This is a genomic window from Pseudomonas sp. RIT288 (genome assembly GCF_000631985.1).
Classification (GTDB): domain Bacteria; phylum Pseudomonadota; class Gammaproteobacteria; order Pseudomonadales; family Pseudomonadaceae; genus Aquipseudomonas.
This window is the reverse complement of the sequence record NZ_JFYN01000008.1, coordinates 120,627-139,651: the sequence shown is the minus strand read 5'-3', so window position 1 is coordinate 139,651 and position 19,025 is coordinate 120,627. Positions and strand designations below refer to the sequence as shown.

The 19,025-nt window shown below is 61.3% G+C and carries 15 protein-coding genes and 2 riboswitches; of the genes, 10 read left to right on the top strand and 5 right to left on the bottom strand.

The window, feature by feature from the left end:
- Positions 1–41: 41 nt before the first annotated feature.
- Together BW33_RS09690 and nfuA are read left to right on the top strand one after the other, a co-directional pair.
- On the top strand, positions 42–1,067 hold the full coding sequence (locus BW33_RS09690) for an acyltransferase family protein (RefSeq protein WP_047598601.1): 1,026 nt from the start codon (positions 42–44) through the stop codon (positions 1,065–1,067).
- Between the two features lie 57 nt (positions 1,068–1,124).
- Positions 1,125–1,709, top strand: coding sequence for a Fe-S biogenesis protein NfuA (gene nfuA / locus BW33_RS09685; protein WP_003225494.1), 585 nt, complete (start codon positions 1,125–1,127; stop codon positions 1,707–1,709).
- A gap of 169 nt (positions 1,710–1,878) precedes the next feature.
- On the opposite strand, the gene cobM is transcribed toward nfuA, so the two are convergent.
- The 4 genes from cobM to BW33_RS09665 all read right to left on the bottom strand — a co-directional run bounded on the left by cobM (position 1,879) and on the right by BW33_RS09665 (position 4,024).
- On the bottom strand, positions 1,879–2,625 hold the full coding sequence (gene cobM, locus BW33_RS09680) for a precorrin-4 C(11)-methyltransferase (RefSeq protein ID WP_047598599.1): 747 nt from the start codon (positions 2,623–2,625) through the stop codon (positions 1,879–1,881).
- Positions 2,626–2,706: 81 nt separating this feature from the next.
- Entirely contained in the window at positions 2,707–3,120 is a 414-nt protein-coding gene (locus BW33_RS09675; protein ID WP_047598597.1) for a cobalamin biosynthesis protein, read from the bottom strand.
- Entirely contained in the window at positions 3,117–3,815 is a 699-nt protein-coding gene (locus tag BW33_RS09670) for a CbtA family protein (RefSeq protein ID WP_047598595.1), read from the bottom strand. The genes BW33_RS09675 and BW33_RS09670 overlap by 4 nt, the downstream gene beginning before the upstream one ends.
- A gap of 11 nt (positions 3,816–3,826) precedes the next feature.
- A complete protein-coding gene (locus tag BW33_RS09665; protein WP_047598594.1) occupies positions 3,827–4,024 on the bottom strand; it encodes a CbtB domain-containing protein in 198 nt (65 codons plus the stop codon).
- A 122-nt stretch (positions 4,025–4,146) separates the two neighbouring features.
- Positions 4,147–4,368: riboswitch (cobalamin riboswitch) on the bottom strand.
- A 1,100-nt stretch (positions 4,369–5,468) separates the two neighbouring features.
- Positions 5,469–5,681, top strand: a riboswitch (cobalamin riboswitch).
- A 98-nt stretch (positions 5,682–5,779) separates the two neighbouring features.
- On the opposite strand from BW33_RS09665, the gene cobW reads away from it, so the two are divergent.
- From cobW to BW33_RS09635, 6 genes are all read left to right on the top strand, one after another.
- Positions 5,780–6,850 carry a cobalamin biosynthesis protein CobW gene (gene cobW / locus BW33_RS09660; RefSeq protein WP_047598592.1) on the top strand — a complete coding sequence of 357 codons (1,071 nt, stop codon included), beginning with the start codon at positions 5,780–5,782 and terminating at the stop codon, positions 6,848–6,850.
- A gap of 3 nt (positions 6,851–6,853) precedes the next feature.
- Positions 6,854–10,702, top strand: coding sequence for a cobaltochelatase subunit CobN (gene cobN / locus BW33_RS09655; RefSeq protein WP_047598590.1), 3,849 nt, complete (start codon positions 6,854–6,856; stop codon positions 10,700–10,702).
- A gap of 164 nt (positions 10,703–10,866) precedes the next feature.
- On the top strand, positions 10,867–11,865 hold the full coding sequence (locus tag BW33_RS09650) for an ATP-binding protein (protein ID WP_047598589.1): 999 nt from the start codon (positions 10,867–10,869) through the stop codon (positions 11,863–11,865).
- Positions 11,793–12,524, top strand: a complete 732-nt coding sequence (locus BW33_RS09645; RefSeq protein WP_081794197.1) for a vWA domain-containing protein — start codon at positions 11,793–11,795, stop codon at positions 12,522–12,524. The genes BW33_RS09650 and BW33_RS09645 overlap by 73 nt, the downstream gene beginning before the upstream one ends.
- Before the next feature lie 477 nt (positions 12,525–13,001).
- On the top strand, positions 13,002–14,648 hold the full coding sequence (locus BW33_RS09640; protein ID WP_047598587.1) for a phospholipase D-like domain-containing protein: 1,647 nt from the start codon (positions 13,002–13,004) through the stop codon (positions 14,646–14,648).
- 379 nt (positions 14,649–15,027) lie between these two features.
- Entirely contained in the window at positions 15,028–16,587 is a 1,560-nt protein-coding gene (locus tag BW33_RS09635; protein ID WP_047598585.1) for a TerC family protein, read from the top strand.
- An 89-nt stretch (positions 16,588–16,676) separates the two neighbouring features.
- On the opposite strand, the gene BW33_RS09630 is transcribed toward BW33_RS09635, so the two are convergent.
- On the bottom strand, positions 16,677–17,120 hold the full coding sequence (locus tag BW33_RS09630; protein WP_047598583.1) for a thioredoxin family protein: 444 nt from the start codon (positions 17,118–17,120) through the stop codon (positions 16,677–16,679).
- Positions 17,121–17,456: 336 nt separating this feature from the next.
- Between BW33_RS09630 and BW33_RS09625 the strand changes: the two genes are divergently transcribed.
- Both BW33_RS09625 and BW33_RS09620 read left to right on the top strand, forming a co-directional pair.
- Positions 17,457–18,305, top strand: a complete 849-nt coding sequence (locus BW33_RS09625) for a transporter substrate-binding domain-containing protein (RefSeq protein ID WP_047598581.1) — start codon at positions 17,457–17,459, stop codon at positions 18,303–18,305.
- Between the two features lie 51 nt (positions 18,306–18,356).
- Positions 18,357–19,019, top strand: a complete 663-nt coding sequence (locus BW33_RS09620; RefSeq protein ID WP_047598580.1) for an amino acid ABC transporter permease — start codon at positions 18,357–18,359, stop codon at positions 19,017–19,019.
- Positions 19,020–19,025: the final 6 nt, after the last annotated feature.

The window sequence follows — 19,025 nt, the reverse complement described above, 5'->3', positions numbered from 1 at the left end:
GGGGCCGTTGGTGTTTCAGGAATTGTGGACGGGAGCCTTCAATGTTGATTTCAGTGCAGGCCCTGCGGGCGCTTGCCGCGTGGACGGTGGTCTGCCACCACTTCATGCAGATTTTTTTCGACTTCAAGGCGCGCGGCCCGGTCGGACAGTTCTTTATCGACAAAGGCGCAGTCGGCGTCGATGTCTTTTTCGTCATCAGTGGCCTGGTGATTTTCCTGTCCACCGAAAGCAAAGCGCTGCCCCCGGCGCGGTTTCTGCTGTATCGGCTGTTTCGCATTGTCCCGGCGTACTGGCTGTACACGCTGTTGATGGCGTTGCTGGTGCTGTTCGCGCGGCCGATGCTGCCGGATCAGACCGTGGATTGGGTGCATTTCCTCGCGTCGCTGTTATTCATTCCTGCGCAAAACCCCGGCGGCTACGGGATCTATCCGACGCTGAATGTCGGCTGGACGCTCAACTACGAAATGCTTTTTTATGTGTTGTTTGCATGCGCGCTGGTGTTCCGCTGGCAGGTGCGTTTACTGGTGGTCGCCGCATTGCTGTTTTCGGCGTGTCAGGCGTTCGGCTGGCTCAACGAGTTTTACCGTTCGGACATCGTCTACGAGTTTTTGCTGGGGATCGGCATTGGCGTGCTGTATCGCCGGGGCTGGATAAGCGCCGGCCTGTGGTTGCCGCTGTTGGCGATGGGGGCCGCCGTGATGGCGATCTATCACCTGGCGCCGGCGCCAAGGCTATTGAATTGGGGCGTGCCGAGCGCGGTGCTGGTGATGGCCTGCATGGCGCTGGAGCGCTACGTCGAGCGTAACCGGGTGATGAAGCTGCTAGGTGACTGTTCTTATTCGGTGTATCTGATGCACGTGTTGGTGCTGTCGGCCGGTGGTTTTATCGCGCGGCGCTTCGGGATCAACCCGTATCTGATGTTCATCATCTGCGTTCTGGCGATCGGCGTGGGGTCATGGTTGAGCTACGAATGGGTGGAAAAACGCAGCTATCAGTGGCTTAAAGCGCGGATCGATGGCGAACCGGTGCGTGCATCTGTCGAGAATCTTTCCCGACAAAAATACTAGGACTTTGTCCGGCGCAATGATTGGCGTAAACTGCGCCCAAGCCTGCGAGGAGTTTCCATGACCGCTATTACCATTACCGACGCCGCCCACGATTACCTGGCCGATCTGCTCTCCAAGCAGAACACCCCGGGCATCGGCATCCGCGTTTTCATCACCCAGCCTGGCACCCAGTACGCCGAAACCTGCATTGCCTACTGCAAGCCGGGCGAAGAGAAACCTGAAGACACGGCGCTGGGGCTGAAAAGCTTCACTGCCTATATCGACTCGTTCAGCGAAGCGTTCCTCGACGATGCCGTTGTCGACTACGCCACCGACCGTATGGGCGGCCAGCTGACCATCAAGGCGCCAAACGCCAAAGTCCCGATGGTCAACGCCGACAGCCCGGTCAATGAGCGCATCAACTACTACCTGCAAACCGAAATCAACCCGGGGCTGGCCAGCCACGGCGGTCAGGTCAGCCTGATCGATGTGGTCGAAGACGGCATTGCCGTGCTGCAGTTCGGCGGCGGTTGCCAAGGCTGCGGCCAGGCCGACGTGACCCTGAAGGAAGGCATCGAGCGCACCTTGCTCGAGCGTATTCCTGAGCTCAAGGGCGTTCGCGACGTGACCGACCACACGCAGAAAGAAAACGCCTACTACTAAGGTGTTCGCTGCGAACATGAAAAACGGCGCTGTGGCGAGGGAGCTTGCTCCCGCTTGACTGCAGAGCAGTCACAAACCGGACAATGCATTTACCCGTGATGAATGGATTGTCTGGTTTTGGGATCGCTCCGCGATCCGGCGGGAGCAAGCTCCCTCGCCACAATTGCTTTCAGGGCCTGTAGAGGTGTGCATGCCCCGCGCGATATAGCGACGATTCGCTAAACACCTCACTGCCCAACACCCGCCCCACCAGAATCAACGCTGTACGCCGAAACCCCTTGGCCGCAACCTTCCCGGCAATATCCGCCAGCGTCCCCACTACCCAATCCTGATCCGGCCACGTCGCCCGGTGAATCACCGCAATCGGGCAATCCGAGCCGTAATGCGGGAGCAATTCAGTGATAATTTTCTGCAGATGGTTGACCCCCAGATGAATCGCCATGGTTGCGCCGTGCTGCGCCAGGCTGCCCAATTCCTCACCGGCCGGCATGGCGGTTTTATCGGCGTAGCGGGTCAGAATCACGCTCTGCGACACGTCCGGCAGTGTCAGTTCCGCGCCAAGCAACGCCGCACACGCTGCGGTCGCGGTCACGCCGGGAATGATCTCAAACGGAATATTCAGCTCACGCAGATAACGAATCTGCTCTCCAATCGCGCCATACAGACTCGGATCACCCGAGTGCACCCGCGCCACGTCCTGGCCATTGGCATGCGCGGATTTGATCAATTCAATGATCTGCTCCAGATGCAATTCGGCGCTGTTGACCACGGTTTCGGCCTGATGCCCCTCCAGCACAGCAGCCGGTACCAGCGAGCCTGCGTAGATGATCACCGGGCAGCTGCGGATCAGCCGCTGGCCTTTGACAGTGATCAATTCCGGGTCGCCGGGGCCGGCGCCGATGAAGTAGACGGTCATGAAGAAATCCTGTGAAAAACGGGGCAGGGCAACGCTTCAGATGAAGATTGCTCATGATCAAACAGGGGGATTATCGGGAATTTACGCAGCGCCGGCCAATGCCAAGGTTGCCTGAGCGTATTTTTGCCGGGAAATCAGCAATTTTGCCGGTGCCTGAATCAACTGCTCGGCAAGGGCCAGAGCGGCACTTTCCGCCACGCCGTAGCAACCGGTGCGCTCGTAGGCAATCTGAGAATGGTGGCTGAGTCGCTGCTGGTAACTGGCCAGTTCGTCGCTGCTGAAATACAACAGCGGCAGCGCCAATTGGCTGGCCAGTTCCTGCAGGCCGGGTTCATCGCGTTTAAGATCGATGCTGGCCAAGGCCTTGACCGCTTCAAGTTCTATACGATGCGCCTGCAACGCCTGATCGAGTAACGCGCGCAGCGTACTGGCTGGGCAGCCGCGCTGGCAGCCCAGGCCGACCACGAAGGTCGGTGCTGCGCGGTCATCGGTCATGCGTGGTATTGACCATCGCTTTTGCGGCGGAACAACCAGGCGCTGATCAGGCCCAGGGCCAGCCAGAACGCCACGTTGGTCAACTGCGAAGCGATTTTGAACTGGGCTTCCAGTGCTTCAGGGGCAAGCATCGAATGCACTTCCGGTTGAGGTGCGCCGATCACGTGCGGCACGGCCAGGATCGCCACGCCCAGCAGCTTCATCAACCAGTGGCGGCTGAACACGATCAACGCCAGGCCGACAGCAGTGGAAGCGGCGGTGCCGATCCACCAGGTTTGCCGCGAAGCCAGGTCGGCTGCAGCGGTGCCCGGCAGTTCGGGCGGCAGGCCCAGGGTCGGCGCGAGCACGAAGGTCGCGTAACCGGCCAGGCCCCAGAGCAGGCCTTGCGAGGTTTTGGTCGGTGCACGCAGGGTGTACAGGCCGGCCAGCATCAGGGCGAAACCGACTGCCACCACCAGATTGCCGCCGGTGGTCGAGACCACGCGTTGCCAGCCGTCTTCCGGCTCCCAGGCTTCGGTGTCATGGGTGTGTGCGGCCGTGCCGGCGGCGTGTTCGTGAACGGCCACAGGTTCGGATTTCTCGAAGGTTTCGGCCTGCAGAATCAGCGGCGAGACCCAGAAACTTTGCAGCAAGGTCAGCAGCAGTGCGGCCAGCAGGCCGGTGAAACCTGCGGTTTGCGCGATACGCTTGATCATGTCGGCAGGTCTCAGTGGCACGGGAACGCAGCGCTGTGGCGGGTATCGTGGGCGGCGTTATGCACCGCTTCGATGTGCGAGAAACCGGCGAAGTAGACGAGGCCGGCACCGAGGATCGACGCGAAAATCGCGGCGGTCAGGCGTTGGCTCAAGGTGGCGGTGCTGGAGATTTTGTCGGTGTTGCTGCCGGTGCTGCTGATGATCGACATGGCGCTTCCCTCTGGAGTGTCAGCGGGTGTATGGAGCGCAAGAAAACCCCTGCGAGTCGGGCACGCAGAGCTTCGAACAGCGCCCGCCCACCGCGGGTTTGTTATGTTCAGCGACGCAAAATGCGCACTGTGTGTTGCGGGCCGGTCTCCGGGCTCACGAGGGGTTGGCGTCTGGCCGACCTGCAAGCGTCACCTTCCCATGCCGCATGGGCACAGTGGATCTGACGCTTCGCTCGCTTACCGTTGCGGGGGCAGCACCGGACTGACATGGCTTTGAGTAAAGCACATGATTCACCGGTTTCCCGTTTCACCCTGTGAAGGGCACCCGTAACAAGTTGTGTAGGAGAGCATGGGTTGGGGATTTGAGTCAATCGGATGGGTATGGGGGGATATCCATTGCTGCGGTAACGGCCACTTAGGGTTCCGCCCTTACGGCGGGTCACTTTTGGCAAACGCCCCAAAAGTAACCAAAAAGTCTGTGCCCTGACGTTCGGCCCTCGCCTGGGCTCGGGTTCCTTCGCTCCGGGATTCATCCGGGGGGCAGCGCCTACGGTTTGCTTCGCTGCACCTCCTCTCGCTGTGTTTGGCTGCGCCAAACGGTCGCTACGCTCCCACCCCCGGATAAATCCCTCCACTCAGCCTGCCGACGGGCCCTCAGATCAAAAGCTTTCGGCGAGCTGACACTCGGCCATTGAGTGGGGCGGCTCCGCCGCAGGGGCAGCACGCAATCTGAACTGTAGGAGCCAGCCTGCTGGCGATGGCGGCCTGACAGCCGACCAATTTCCAACTGAACACACCCATTCCAACTGTGTGCGGGCTTGCTCGCGAAGGCGGCCTGACAGCCGACCAAACTCCAACTGAACACACCCAATCCCATGTAGGAGCTGCCGAAGGCTGCGATCTTTTGATCTGCTTTGGCTTTGGCTCTTGATGTGGCTTTTGATCTTCAGCCCCTTCGGCAGGCCGAGCGAAGGTGTCCATCCGGGGGTTAGGCGCGCAGCGCCATGCGGCGTAGCCGCATACATCGAGAGGAGGTGCAGCGAAGCAAACCGTAGGCGATGCCCCCGGATGGACACCGTAGCGAGGGAACACTGAGCCTAAGCGAAGTGCCGTACGCCGGGGGCAAAGCCTTTTGCTTACTTTTCGGCGTCTGGAAAAGTGAGTCGCTGTAAGAGCGAAACCGCCAGCGGCAACACCCGCAGCAACGGATAAGCCCCCAATCCACCCAAAACCTATAACTCGGCGTCTGGAAAAGGTGACTCGCTGTAAGAGCGAAACCGCCAGCGGCAACACCCGCAGCAACGGATAAGCCCCCAATCCACCCAAAACCTATAACTCGGCGTCTGGAAAAGGTGACTCGCTGTAAGAGCGAAACCGCCAGCAGCAACACCCGCAGCAACGGATATGTCCCCAATCCAACCATTGACCGGTCACCACCCGATGCGTAGCCTTGCGCCTTCGAGGTTCTTCGGCCCACGCCGAAGCTAAGAAGGGAACGCGGTCAAAGCCGCGGCTGCCCCCGCAACTGTGAACGGTGAAGTTCGTTGCCACGCCACTGCCAGCTCAATCCACAGAGCCCGCGGGAAGGCGCAGCGAATGCCGGGCCCAAGGCCCGAACACCGTCAGCCAGGAGACCTGCCTCGTCACAGATTTCTCACTACAACCGGGCGGGGTGATCCGGTGGCGAATTCTTCCGCGCGCACGCTCGCAGCGGATCTCGTCCCGTATGCCCGCCACCTTGCCAAAGGGCATCCGATGAAAACACTGGCCAAACTCCCCGTCACCATCGTCACCGGTTTCCTCGGCTCGGGCAAAACCACCTTGCTGCGGCACATGCTCGACAACGCTCAGGGCCGCCGCATCGCGGTGATCGTCAACGAGTTCGGCGAGTTGGGTATCGACGGTGAGATCCTCAAGCAATGCACCATCGGCTGCACTGAAGAAGAAGCCACCGGCCGCGTCTACGAACTGGCCAACGGTTGCCTGTGCTGCACGGTGCAGGAAGAGTTCTTCCCGGTGATGCGTGAACTGGTTGCCCGTCGCGGCGACCTCGATCACATCCTGATCGAGACATCCGGTCTGGCCCTGCCAAAACCGCTGGTGCAGGCGTTCCAATGGCCGGAAATCCGTAGCGCCTGCACCGTTGATGCGGTGATCACCGTGGTCGACAGCCCGGCCGTGGCCGCTGGCACGTTTGCCGCGTTCCCGGATCAGGTCGATGCCCAGCGCAAACTCGATCCGAACCTGGATCACGAGTCGCCGCTGCACGAACTGTTCGCCGACCAATTGGCCAGCGCCGACCTGGTGATCCTCAACAAAGCCGATCAGACCAGCCCGGAAGACCTGGCTCGCGTGCGCGCTGAAGTCGCCGAAGAACTGCCGCCAGCAGTGAAGATCATCGAAGCCAGCAACGGTCGCTTGCCGCTGGACGTGCTGATCGGTCTCGGTGCCGGTTCCGAAGAGCACATCGACAGCCGCCACAGTCATCACGATCACCACCATGACGGCGATGACGACCACGATGACCACGATCACGACGCCTTCGATTCGATCTCCATCGAACTGCCGCAAGCCGATGAAAGCCTGCTGCTCGACGCGCTGACGCAATTGGTGGTCAAGCACGGCATCCTGCGTGTGAAGGGCTTTGCGGCGATTCCGAACAAACCGATGCGCCTGTTGATCCAGGGCGTGGGCACGCGTTTCGACAAGCACTTCGACCGCCAGTGGGGCGCTGACGAAGCGCGCGTCACCCGTCTGGTGCTGATCGGTCAGGAACTCGACGCCGCGCAACTCGAAGCGCAACTGCGCGCCGCGCTCAGCGTTTAAGCCATGCACCTGCTCAGGACCCAGCCCGGCGGTTTCGTGTCGGATGACAACATTGCCGACCTTGGACAAACCCCCGCCGAGCTGGTGATCCTGTGCAGCGGCGACTCCAGCCTGGCGCTGCTCGCCGAAGCCGCGCAGCAATTGCCCGAGGATTACCCGAGCCTGCGCCTGGCCAATCCGATGCAGGTGCAGAATCACGCCTCGGTCGATCTGTATGTCGATGAAGTGCTGCGTCACGCCAAGGTCATTCTGATTTCGCTGCATGGCGGCATCGCTTATTGGCGTTATGGCGTCGAGCGACTGGTGGAGTTGTCCGAGCGCGGGGTGCAGGTGATTCTGGTGCCGGGCGATGATCGTCCGGACCCGGAACTCAGCGACCTGAGCACCGTACCCGCCGAAGATCGCGACCGCCTCTGGCAGTTCCTGCGTCAGGGTGGCATGGGCAATGCGTTGGACTTCTTCCATTGCCTGGCCAACCGCTGGCTGGCGCGCGACTACGCCTGGGGCGAGCCGCAAGCGCTGCCGCGCACGGCGATTTACCAGCCACAGAAAAACACCGCCGCACTGAGCGACTGGCAAGCCGAATGGCTGCCCGGTCAACCGGTCGCGGCGGTGTTGTTTTATCGCTCGCATTTGCAAGCGGCGAACACCGCGTTCATCGACGAGTTCTGCCAGCGCTTGCAGGTGGCGGGGCTCAATCCGTTGCCGATCGCGGTTGCCAGCTTGAAAGAACCAGGCTGTCTGAGTGTGGTCGAGGACTGGCTGGACGAGGTCGAAGCAGCGGTGATTCTCAACACCACCGGTTTCGCGCAATCCAGTCCGGAAGCGCCGCATCTGCGCCCGTTCCGGCGCAATATTCCGGTGATTCAGGCGATCTGCGCCCAGGACAACGAGCCGGGCTGGCGTGACAGCGAGCAGGGCCTGGGGCCACGGGATCTGGCGATGCACATCGCCTTGCCGGAACTCGACGGGCGCATCATCAGCCGGCCGATCAGCTTCAAGGATCTGGCCTGGCGCAGCGAGCGCAGCCAGTCCGACGTGGTCTGCTACCGGGCGCAACCCGAGCGCATGGATTTTGTCGCCGAACTGGCCCGGCGCTGGAGCGATCTGGCGCGACTGCCGAACGCGGAAAAACGCATCGCGCTGATCCTCGCCAACTACCCGACCCGCGATGGTCGGATCGGCAACGGCGTCGGCCTGGACACGCCAGCGGCGGCGTTGAATATCCTGCGCGCGTTACAGGCGGTAGGCTTCCCGTTGACGGCGGAGTTGCCGGACAGCGGCACCGAGCTGATTCAGCAATTGCTCGGCGGCGTCAGCAACGACCTCGACAGCATCGACTTGCGTCCGTGCCAGCAAAGCCTGGCGATGGACGCCTATCTGGCGATGTTCAATGCGCTGCCGGAAGCCAATCGCGCGGCAGTGCTGGAACGCTGGGGCGCGCCGCTAAACGATCCGATGTGCCGCGACGGGCGGATGATGATCGCCGGGCTGCGTTTTGGCCTGACCTTCGTCGGCGTTCAACCGGCGCGCGGTTATCAGGTCGATCCGAGCGCGGTGTATCACGACCCGGATCTGGTGCCGCCGCACGGCTATCTGGCGTTCTATTTCTGGCTGCGCAACACCTACGGTGCGCACGCAGTGATTCACGTCGGCAAGCACGGCAACCTCGAATGGTTGCCGGGCAAGGGCGTCGGCCTTTCGGAGAATTGCTGGCCGGACGCACTGCTCGGGCCGCTGCCGAACATCTATCCGTTTATCGTCAACGACCCGGGCGAGGGCGCCCAGGCCAAACGGCGCACGCAAGCGGTGATCATCGACCACCTGATGCCGCCGCTGACCCGCGCCGAAACCTATGGCCCGCTGCGCAATCTGGAACTGTTGGCCGACGAATATTACGAGGCTCAGTTGCTCGATCCGCGTCGTGCGCGGGAGCTGCAGCGCGACATTCTGCAACTGGTGCGCGAGACGCAGATCGACCGTGAGCTGCAACTCGACGCCGGTCTGGACAGCGACGCCGACGCAGCGATCTGGCTGCCGCGTCTGGACACCTACCTGTGTGACCTGAAGGAATCGCAGATCCGCGATGGCCTGCACATTTTCGGCGAGTCGCCGACCGGACGTTTGCGCATCGACACGCTACTGGCGTTACTGCGCATCCCGCGTGGCGACGGCAAGGGGGCGCAGTCGAGTCTGCTGCGGGCGTTGGCCAAGGCGTTCGAGTTGGGTTTTGATCCACTGGATTGTGCGCTTGCCGATCCGTGGAACGGCCCGCGCCCGGCGGAGCTGCAAAGCGTCAGCGACGAAACCTGGCGCACCGCCGGCGACACCCGCGAACGCCTCGAACTGTTCGCCACCCACCTGATCTCCCAAGTACTACAAATCCCCTGTGGGAGCGAGCCTGCTCGCGAAGGCGGCGTGTCAGCCAACGCATCTTTCACTGATACACCGCCTTCGCGAGCAGGCTCACTCCTACAGGGACCGCGGTGGACTGAAGTGAGCGCAATCCTCGAAAACCTGAGCGAAGTCGTCGCCCCACGCCTCGACGCCTGCGGCCCCGCTGAAATGCGCGGTCTGCTTGACGCCCTGAACGGCCGCTTCGTCCCCGCCGGGCCAAGCGGCGCGCCCAGTCGTGGCCGTCTCGACGTGCTGCCCACCGGACGTAATTTCTACTCGGTGGACGTGCGTAACCTGCCGACCACCACCGCGTGGCGCATCGGTTTCCAGTCCGCCACGCTGATTCTCGAACGGCATTTGCAGGATCACGGCGATCACCTGCGCCAGCTCGGCCTGTCGGTGTGGGGCACCGCGACGATGCGCACCGGCGGTGACGACATCGCGCAGGCCATGGCGTTGATGGGCGTGCGTCCTGTGTGGGCCACCGGCAGTCAGCGCGTCGACGATTTCGAGATTCTGCCGCTGAGTCTGCTCGACCGGCCACGGGTCGATGTCACGCTGCGGGTCTCGGGCTTCTTCCGCGATGCTTTTGCCAATCTGATTCGCCTGTTCGACGCGGCTGTGCAAGCGGTGGCGGCGCTGGACGAACCGGATGACCTCAACCCGCTGGCGGCGAAAGTGCGTGCCGAGCGCGAGGCGCTTTTGCAATCGGGGCTGGATGCCGATGCGGCGCGGCGCCAGGCCGGCTGGCGGATTTTCGGCGCCAAACCCGGAGCCTATGGCGCGGGCGTACAGGGCGCCATCGATGGGCGTCTGTGGCAGAGCCGCGAAGATCTGGCCGAGGTCTACCTGAACTGGGGCGCCTACGCGTACGGTGGTTCTGACGAAGGCACCGCCGCCCGCGAACAGTTCGTCCAGCGCCTGAGTCAGGTGCAGGCCGTGCTGCAGAACCAGGACAATCGCGAGCACGACTTGCTCGATTCCAACGACTATTACCAGTTTCAGGGCGGTATGCTCGCGGCGGTGGAAACCCTGCGCGGCGAAGCGGCAGCCAGTTATCACGGCGATCACAGCCAGCCGGACCTGCCGAAAATCCGCACCCTGAAAGAAGAACTCAATCGGGTGATCCGCTCGCGAGCGGCCAATCCGAAATGGATCGACGGGGTCAAGCGTCACGGCTATAAAGGCGCGTTCGAACTGGCGGCGACGGTTGATAACCTGTTCGCTTTCGATGCCACCACGCAACTGATCGACGATCATCAGTACGCGTTGCTGGCCGACGCCTACTTGCTCGACCCGGCGACCCGCGACTTTGTCCGCGAGCACAATCCGCATGCGCTGCGTGATATGACCGAGCGCATGCTCGAAGCGCAGCAGCGCGGGATGTGGCAGGAACCCGGGGCCTATAAAGAAGCCCTCGAAAACCTGCTGCTGGATATAGAAGAAGACACCTGACACACCGCCTCACTCTGTGGGAGCGAGCCTGCTCGCGAAGGCGTCGTGTCAGACAGTATTTTTGTAGCTGGCACACCGCTTTCGCGAGCAGGCTCGCTCCCACAGGGATCAACGTGGCTCCCAACGATTTTCGAAAGATCACCGACCATGACCGAGTACCGAAGATGACCGACACCCCGCATTTCCCGCTCTCCGCCGTGGTCGGCGCCGATGACCTGAAACTCGCGCTGTGCCTCACCGCCATCGACCCGAAAATCGGCGGCGTGCTGATCGAAGGCCCGCGCGGCATGGCCAAATCGACCCTGGCCCGTGGCTTGGCCGATCTGCTGGCGAGCGGTCAGTTCGTCACGCTGCCGCTGGGCGCCACCGAAGAACGTCTGGTCGGCACCCTCGATCTCGACGCCGCGCTGAGCGAGGGCCGTGCGCAGTTTTCTCCCGGTGTTTTGGCCAAGGCTGACGGCGGCGTGCTGTACGTCGATGAAGTCAACCTGTTGCCCGATCATCTGGTGGATCTGCTGCTTGATGTGGCGGCCAGCGGCACTAACTTGATCGAGCGCGACGGCATCTCCCATCGACATTCGGCGCGATTTGTATTGATTGGCACGATGAACCCGGAAGAGGGCGAACTGCGTCCGCAACTGCTCGACCGGTTCGGCCTGAACGTCGCCCTCAGCGGCCACACCGCACCAATCGAGCGCGGGCAGATCATTCGCCGCCGACTGGACTTCGACAGCGATCCCCAGGCGTTCTGCGCGCAGTGGGAAGCTCAGCAGCAAGCGCTGCGCGAACGCTGTGAACAGGCGCGCATCCTGTTGGCGAGCATTGCGCTGGATGACGACGCGTTGGCGAGCATCACCGAGCGTTGCTTTGCGGCGGGTGTCGATGGCTTGCGTGCCGATCTGGTCTGGCTGCGGGCGGCCCGTGCGCACGCGGCATGGCGCGGCGCCGAAGCGATTGCCGAGCAGGACATCGATGCCGTGGCGGAATTCGCCCTGCGTCATCGCCGTAAAGAGTCCTCTTCTTCCAGTCCGCAGCCACCCGCGCAAACCTCGGCCAATACCCAAATCGACCCGAGCGAGGGGCAGGGGCAGTGGGGCGATATGCCCGCCCCGGCACTGGCCACGGGGGCTCGCCGCGAAGTACCGAGCTGGCCAAAAAAGTAACCGGCATTCGTCCCCGATCCGACGCGGGGGCGAATGCCAGACCCCACGCCGGACGCCTCGACCACGGACGCCAGGGCAAGCGTCACGCTGCGCGCAGCGGCCTGGTGAACTGGCCGGCGACGCTGCTCAACGGTCGGCCGCAGGCTCATGAAGATCTGCAGTTCCAACTGCGCACACGTACTGCCCATGAATTGTGGCTGGTGATCGTCGATGCTTCGGCTTCCACGCGTCGGCATCAGGCGCTGAGTGATGCCAAAGGCCTGCTCGCGCAATTGTTCGATGACGCGTATCGGCAGCGGGCACGGCTGGCATTGCTGACCGCCAGCGGCAGTGCACCGAAATGGCAGGTGCAAGGGTTGAAGGCGTCGAGTGGCCTGCGCGTCTGGTTGGAGGCGTTGGGGGCGGGCGGTGGCACGCCATTGGTGGCGGCGTTGGCGCAGGCGCAGCAATGGCTGATGCAGCGAAAAAAGCGCTTCCCGGCCGAACAGCAGCGCATGCTGGTGGTGACGGATGGGCGTTTGAAGGAGCTGTCCGGGTTGTCGCCGCTGGAGTGTCCGGGATTGTTGATCGACATCGAGCGTGGACCGATCCGCCTGGCACGGGCGCGGGACTTGGCGGCGGCGCTGAATGCGGATTATCGGCATATTGATGATATGTGAAGTCTGAGCGGGTCTCTTCGCGAGCAGGCTCGCTCCCACAAGATTGGTGAACACCGCTTACTCTGTGGGAGCGAGCCTGCTCGCGATGGCATCGCCTCGGATCATGCAGGATCACCAAAAACCGCAGCGCTGCTCTCCCACAAGGTTGGTGAACACCGCTTACTCTGTGGGAGCGAGCCTGCTCGCGATGGCATCGCCTCGGATCATGCAGGATCACCAAAAACCGCAGCGCTGCTCTCCCACAAGGTTGGTGAACACCGCTTACTCTGTGGGAGCGAGCCTGCTCGCGATGGCATCGCCTCGGATCATGCAGGATCACCAAAAACCGCAGCGCTGCTCTCCCACAAGGTTGGTGAACACCGCTTACTCTGTGGGAGCGAGCCTGCTCGCGATGGCATCGCCTCGGATCATGCAGGATCACCAAAAACCGCAGCGCTGCTCTATGCTCCAGCCCAGCCCAATCACAAGGAGTGAACCATGCGGGTATTGGTCGCCAATCCTCAGGACGATTTTCGCGTCAAAGCCTATGCTGGCACCAACGGCGTGTTGCTCGCCATGGACCTGGCCGAACCCCGGCGCAAAGGTTTGCTCGGGTTTGCCATCGAAAAGCAGCAGGGCGACAAACCGTGGTTGTTCCTGTTCAACAGCCTGACGTTCCCCGGCAAGGCTCACACCTTCGCGCAATACCACGCCACGCCCAGCGATAAAGCGCCGCTGCAGAAATTCCGCTGGGCCGATTACGCGGTCAATCCGGGCACGACGATGCACTATCGCGTGCACCTGGCCTACGGCACGGCGGACGCGCCGCAACTGGGCGAATCACTGGCGCTGAGCATCACCAGTGACGACGGTCATCCGGCCAACCAGAGCGTGATCTTCAACCGTGCCGTGGCCGCCAGTCAGGCTTTCCAGCGCAAGTTTCCCGACCTCGACGCGCAGATCAGCGCCAACAAGAGCCTGCCCATCGAAGCCTGGCCCGACGCGGCGCGCCTGTGGCTGGAGAACGGGCTGTTGGAGCGATTGCTGGGCTTTATCGAACGTGCGGTGGACGCGCAGTGGGCGCTGGACATCGCGATCTACGAGTATCAGTTGCAGGCGATCATCGACGCAGTGAATGCGGCATTTGCCCGTGGGGTTCAGGTGCGCGTGCTGTATCACGCCCAGCCTGATGATCCCGATACGACCCTGAACGAAACGAACCTTGCCAAATTGCCGGCGGTGAACAAGCGCGGCCGGGTCACCCATAACATCTTTCACGACAAATTCATTGTTCTCAGCCGCGTCGATGGCGCGGGTCAGCGGCAACCGCAAGCCGTGCTGTGCGGCAGCACCAATTTCACCGCCAACGGTGTTTATCGCCAGGCCAACGTGGTGCATACGCTCGACGACGTGATGATTGCCGCGCGGTATTTGCAAGTGTTCGAAGAGGTCTGGGCCAACCCCGCCGACGTCGGCGCGACGCGCAACTGGATCACCGGGCACAATCCGATGGACCCCACGCAACCGCTGTTCGCCGGGTTCTCGCCACGCAGCGGTGGCGGCGATTTGCGTGAGTTTGTCGAGATCATTGAGGCGGCCAGGAAGGACGTGCTGTTTGTCACGGCGTTCATCTTGCCGGACGCGATTCTCAACGCGCTGCTCGGCAAACCGCATGACGATATCTTGCGTTACGGCCTGCAAAATACCGCGAGCCGTATAACCGGATTTCACGCCGATCGCTCCGCCGAATTCGCCGCTACGGCATTGCTGAACACCGGTCTGGAAGGCTGGCTGAAGGAAAACATGAAAGGCCAGAAGGGCAATCTGCTGGTGCACACCAAAGCGGTCGTCACCGATTTCACCAGCGATACCCCGACGATTATCAGTGGCAGCCACAACTTCAGCACCTCGGCCAGTAACGGCAATGACGAGAACTTCCTGATCATTCGCGGCGACACCGATCTGGCCGATCGTTACGGCCTGGAACTGCTGCGCTTCTACGAGCATTACCGCTTTCGCTATTTCGCGAAGAAGCTTGAATTGAAGCAGGTGAGTCCGTTGGCGGTGGATGACAGCTGGACCAACGATTATTACGTAGAGGGCGACTTACGCCAGTTGTCACGATTGCGCTTTGCCGGACGATGACAGCCACTGTAGGAGCTGCCGCAGACTGCGATCTTTTGACTTTGTTTTTTTAAGGTCAAGATCAAAAGATCGCAGCCTGCGGCAGCTCCTACGGGGGACAGTGGCCAGTTGATACAGATTTTGAAATGATTTCGCGCTGTAGGAATTGTCGTCAGAGCCTGTACGCTCCAAGGCCATTTTTCATTCAGGATTTGCATGAACACCCTCTTGGAGCCTCCCAGTCGTACCTTCTCCTCGCGCCATGGCGCGGTCTTGACGTACTCGCAGCATCCGGTTTTCCGACTTCCGTCTATCGTTGACAACGCGGCTTCAGAGCCTTCGCGTTGCACTTTGCCGTGTCCGGCAGCCTGAATTCACTGAAGAGAGATCGAGACATTTTATGGAATGGTTAGCGGATCCCACGGCCTGGTTAGGCTTGTTGACTCTGATCGTGCTGGAACTGGTGCTGGGTATCGACAACCTGGTGTTTATCGCGATCCTGGCGGACAAGCTGCCGCCGCATCAGCGCGATCGTGCGCGGATCATCGGCCTGTCGCTGGCGCTGATCATGCGCCTGGGCCTGTTGGCGAGTATTTCCTGGCTGGTGACCCTCACGCAGCCGTTGTTCGAGGTGTTCGACAAGAGCTTCTCCGGTCGTGACCTGATCATGCTGTTCGGTGGTGTATTCCTGTTGTTCAAGGCCACCATGGAGCTGCACGAACGACTCGAAGGCCACGTCGGCCAGCGCTCGACCAACGCTGCTTACGCGCTGTTCTGGCCGATCGTGGCGCAGATCGTGGTGCTCGACGCGGTGTTCTCGCTGGACGCGGTAATCACCGCCGTCGGCATGGTCGATGAACTGGCGGTGATGATGATCGCGGTGATCATTTCCATCGGCCTGATGATCGTCGCCAGCAAGCCGCTGACCCGTTTCGTCAATGCGCACCCGACGGTGATCATGCTGTGTCTGGGCTTCCTGATGATGATCGGTTTTGCCCTGACAGCCGAAGGTCTGGGCTTCCACATCCCGAAAGGCTATCTGTACGCGGCGATTGGTTTCTCGATCCTGATCGAGGTGTTCAACCAGATCGCTCGAGCCCGACGCAAACGTTCGATGCAAGGCCTGCGTCCCATACGTGAACGCACGGCCCACGCGGTGATGCGTCTGCTGGGCGGGCGCAAGCTGGAGGCGGAAGAGGTTGGCGAGGAGATCTCCGACCTGCTGGATGACGGTGAAGCCCCAAGTGCGGAGCTGTTCGACCGTCGTGAGCGAGTGATGATCAGCGGTGTGCTGCAACTGGCCGAGCGGCCGATTCGGAACCTGATGACCGTGCGTGCCGACGTCGACGCCATCGATCTGGCCGACGACGCCGAGACGATTCGCACAAAATTGATGCACTCGTCGTATTCGCGTCTGCCGCTGATTCGCGACGGCGCGGTGGATGAGCCGCTGGGCTTCGTGCACAAGAAGGAATTGCTCAAGGAATACCTGGCCGGTACCGAGCCGAATCTGGAGCACCTGGCGCGCAAGACCATCAACCTGCTCGACAACTATTCGATCCTCAATGCGCTGGAACAGATGCGCTCGGCGTCGACCCACATCGCCTTCGTGGTCAACGAATTTGGTGACTTCGTCGGTGTGTTGACCATGACCGACATCCTCGAATCGATTGCCGGCGAACTGCCCGATGCCAGCGAAATCGAAGGTCCGGACGTGATCGAGGAGCAGAGCGGGTTCATCGTCAGCGGCGCATTGAACCTGACCCGTGTTCGCCAGCGCACCGGGTTTGGCGCTGAGCCGACCGAGGACTATCAGACCTTGGCCGGACTGGTGATGAGCCTGCTGGACCGCTTGCCGATGATTGGCGATCAGTTGCAGTACGAAGGCTGGCAGATGACCGTCAAAGCCGTTGAGGAACGACGGGTGACGCGAGTGTTGCTGGTGCGCGATACCGCTTGAATACCGATCTCCCCCTGTAGGAGCTTCGGCACGCTGCGATCTTTTGATTTTGTTTTTTAAGATCAAAAGATCGCAGCGTGCCGCAGCTCCTACAGGGATGTCGCGTGCTGTCGACGTGACTGCGCACGCGGGATGGTGCAAAGGTTTCGCAAAGTGCGACGCAGCCAGCCCAGGTCATGCCGTGGTTTCTGCTGCACCACCGTTGCCCTGGTCCTGCCAATATGCCGGGCAAAGTCCGCCGTCAGTGTTTCCTCCGTGCCAATCCCTTTGAGCTTCTTCAGCAACTTGCCGTTCTTGTAGAACAGCACGGTAGGCGTGCCGGTGACCAACGGATGGCGTGGCGACTCACGGGTGTTAAGCATGTAGATATTGGCGCGATGCCGGTACGGCTCGGCCACCTCACGAAACACCGGCCCGGCCCATTCGCAGGCAGGACAGTGTTCGTTGGCGAAGTACAGGATCACCGGGCGCCAGGTTTTCAGGGCTTTGCGGTAGGTAGCAGGCAGGTCTGGAAAGCGAGTCGTCGAACTCATGGGAACCTCCTTGAAGACGCATTCTCAACGTTGCTGACGCTAATCCCATGGGCAGCTTTCCTCTACTGTCAGAGTTGACACTAGACCGTGCGCGTTTTCGGTGAGTGCGCACTCAAATGTGGCCCGAGTACCCGAGCGATGTGGCCCACGGTAGCGTCTGAGAAATCCATAGCGAGTAACACCTCCCTGAGGCTATTCGCATCCCATTGATTCTAAAAACATTTCACTCCGCTACAGATTCCCTTTGATTCCTGTGGCACACTTTCTGCTGTCTATTCCGTAGTAACAAACCGTGTTCCGGTATAGCGGAATAAACATCATCCTGGAGTGCTTGCCATGCATCGCCGTCCTTCGTTGTTCAAAGCGTGTATTTTTGTTCTTGCGGCTTCGTCCGCTGTGATGGGCCTGGCCCAGGCAGCCGACAGTAAGCTCGACAGTGTTCTGGCCCGGGGCAAGCTGATTGTCGGCACCGGCAGCACCAATGCGCCGTGGCACTTTCAGGGTGCGGACGGCAAGTTGCAGGGCTTTGATATCGACATCGCCAGGATGGTGGCCAAGGGGTTGTTCAATGACCCGAGCAAGGTCGAATTCGTCGTGCAGTCCTCCGACGCGCGGATTCCCAACCTGCTGACTGACAAGGTCGATATGAGTTGCCAGTTCATCACCGTCACTGCCAGCCGTGCGCAGCAAGTAGCGTTCACGCTGCCGTACTACCGCGAAGGCGTCGGCCTGCTGCTGCCGGCCAACAGCAAATACAAGGAAATCGAAGACCTGCAGGCAGCTGGTGACAGCGTTACCGTGGCCGTGCTGCAAAACGTCTACGCCGAAGAACTGGTGCATCAGGCGCTGCCCAAGGCCAAGGTCGACCAGTACGACAGTGTTGACCTGATGTATCAGGCGGTGAACTCCGGCCGCGCCGATGCCGCTGCGACCGATCAGTCGTCGGTCAAATACCTGATGGTGCAGAACCCTGGCCGCTACCGCAGCCCGACCTACGCCTGGAGTCCGCAGACCTACGCCTGCGCAGTCAAACGCGGCGATCAGGACTGGCTGAATTTCGTCAACACCGCCCTGCATGAAGCCATGACCGGCGTTGAGTTCCCGACTTACGCGGCGTCGTTCAAGCAGTGGTTCGGTGTCGACCTGCCGTCGCCGGCGATCGGTTTCCCTGTCGAATTCAAATGATCCCGTGAGAGTGGGGCGCCTGCGCGCGCCCCGCTCAAGGTACTGCTGACCATGAACTATCAGTTGAACTTTGCTGCCGTGTGGCGCGACTTCGACACCTTGCTGGCGGGGCTCGGTCTGGGCCTTGAACTGGCGCTGGTGTCGATCGCCATCGGCTGCGTGATCGGCCTGCTGATGGCGTTTGCCTTGCTCTCGAAGCATCGCGCCTTGCGGGTGCTGGCCTCGGTGTACGTCACGGTGGTGCGTAATACGCCGATTCTGGTGTTGATTCTGTTGATCTACTTTGCCTTGCCGGGCCTGGGGATCCGTCTGGACAAGATCCCGTCGTTCATCATCACTTTGTCGCTGTATGCCGGTGCCTATCTGACCGAAGTGTTCCGTGGCGGCTTGCTGAGCATTCCCAAAGGCCAGCGCGAAGCCGGGCTGGCGATCGGTCTCGGTGAGTGGCAGGTCAAGGCCTACGTCACCGTGCCGGTAATGCTGCGCAATGTGTTGCCGGCGCTGTCGAACAACTTCATCTCGCTGTTTAAGGACACCTCGCTGGCCGCCGCGATTGCGGTGCCGGAGCTGACTTATTACGCGCGCAAGATCAACGTCGAGAGCTACCGGGTGATCGAAACCTGGCTGGTGACCACGGCGTTGTATGTCGCGGCCTGTTACCTCATTGCCATGCTGCTGCGTTACCTCGAGCAGCGTCTGGCGATCCGCCGATAGGAGGCT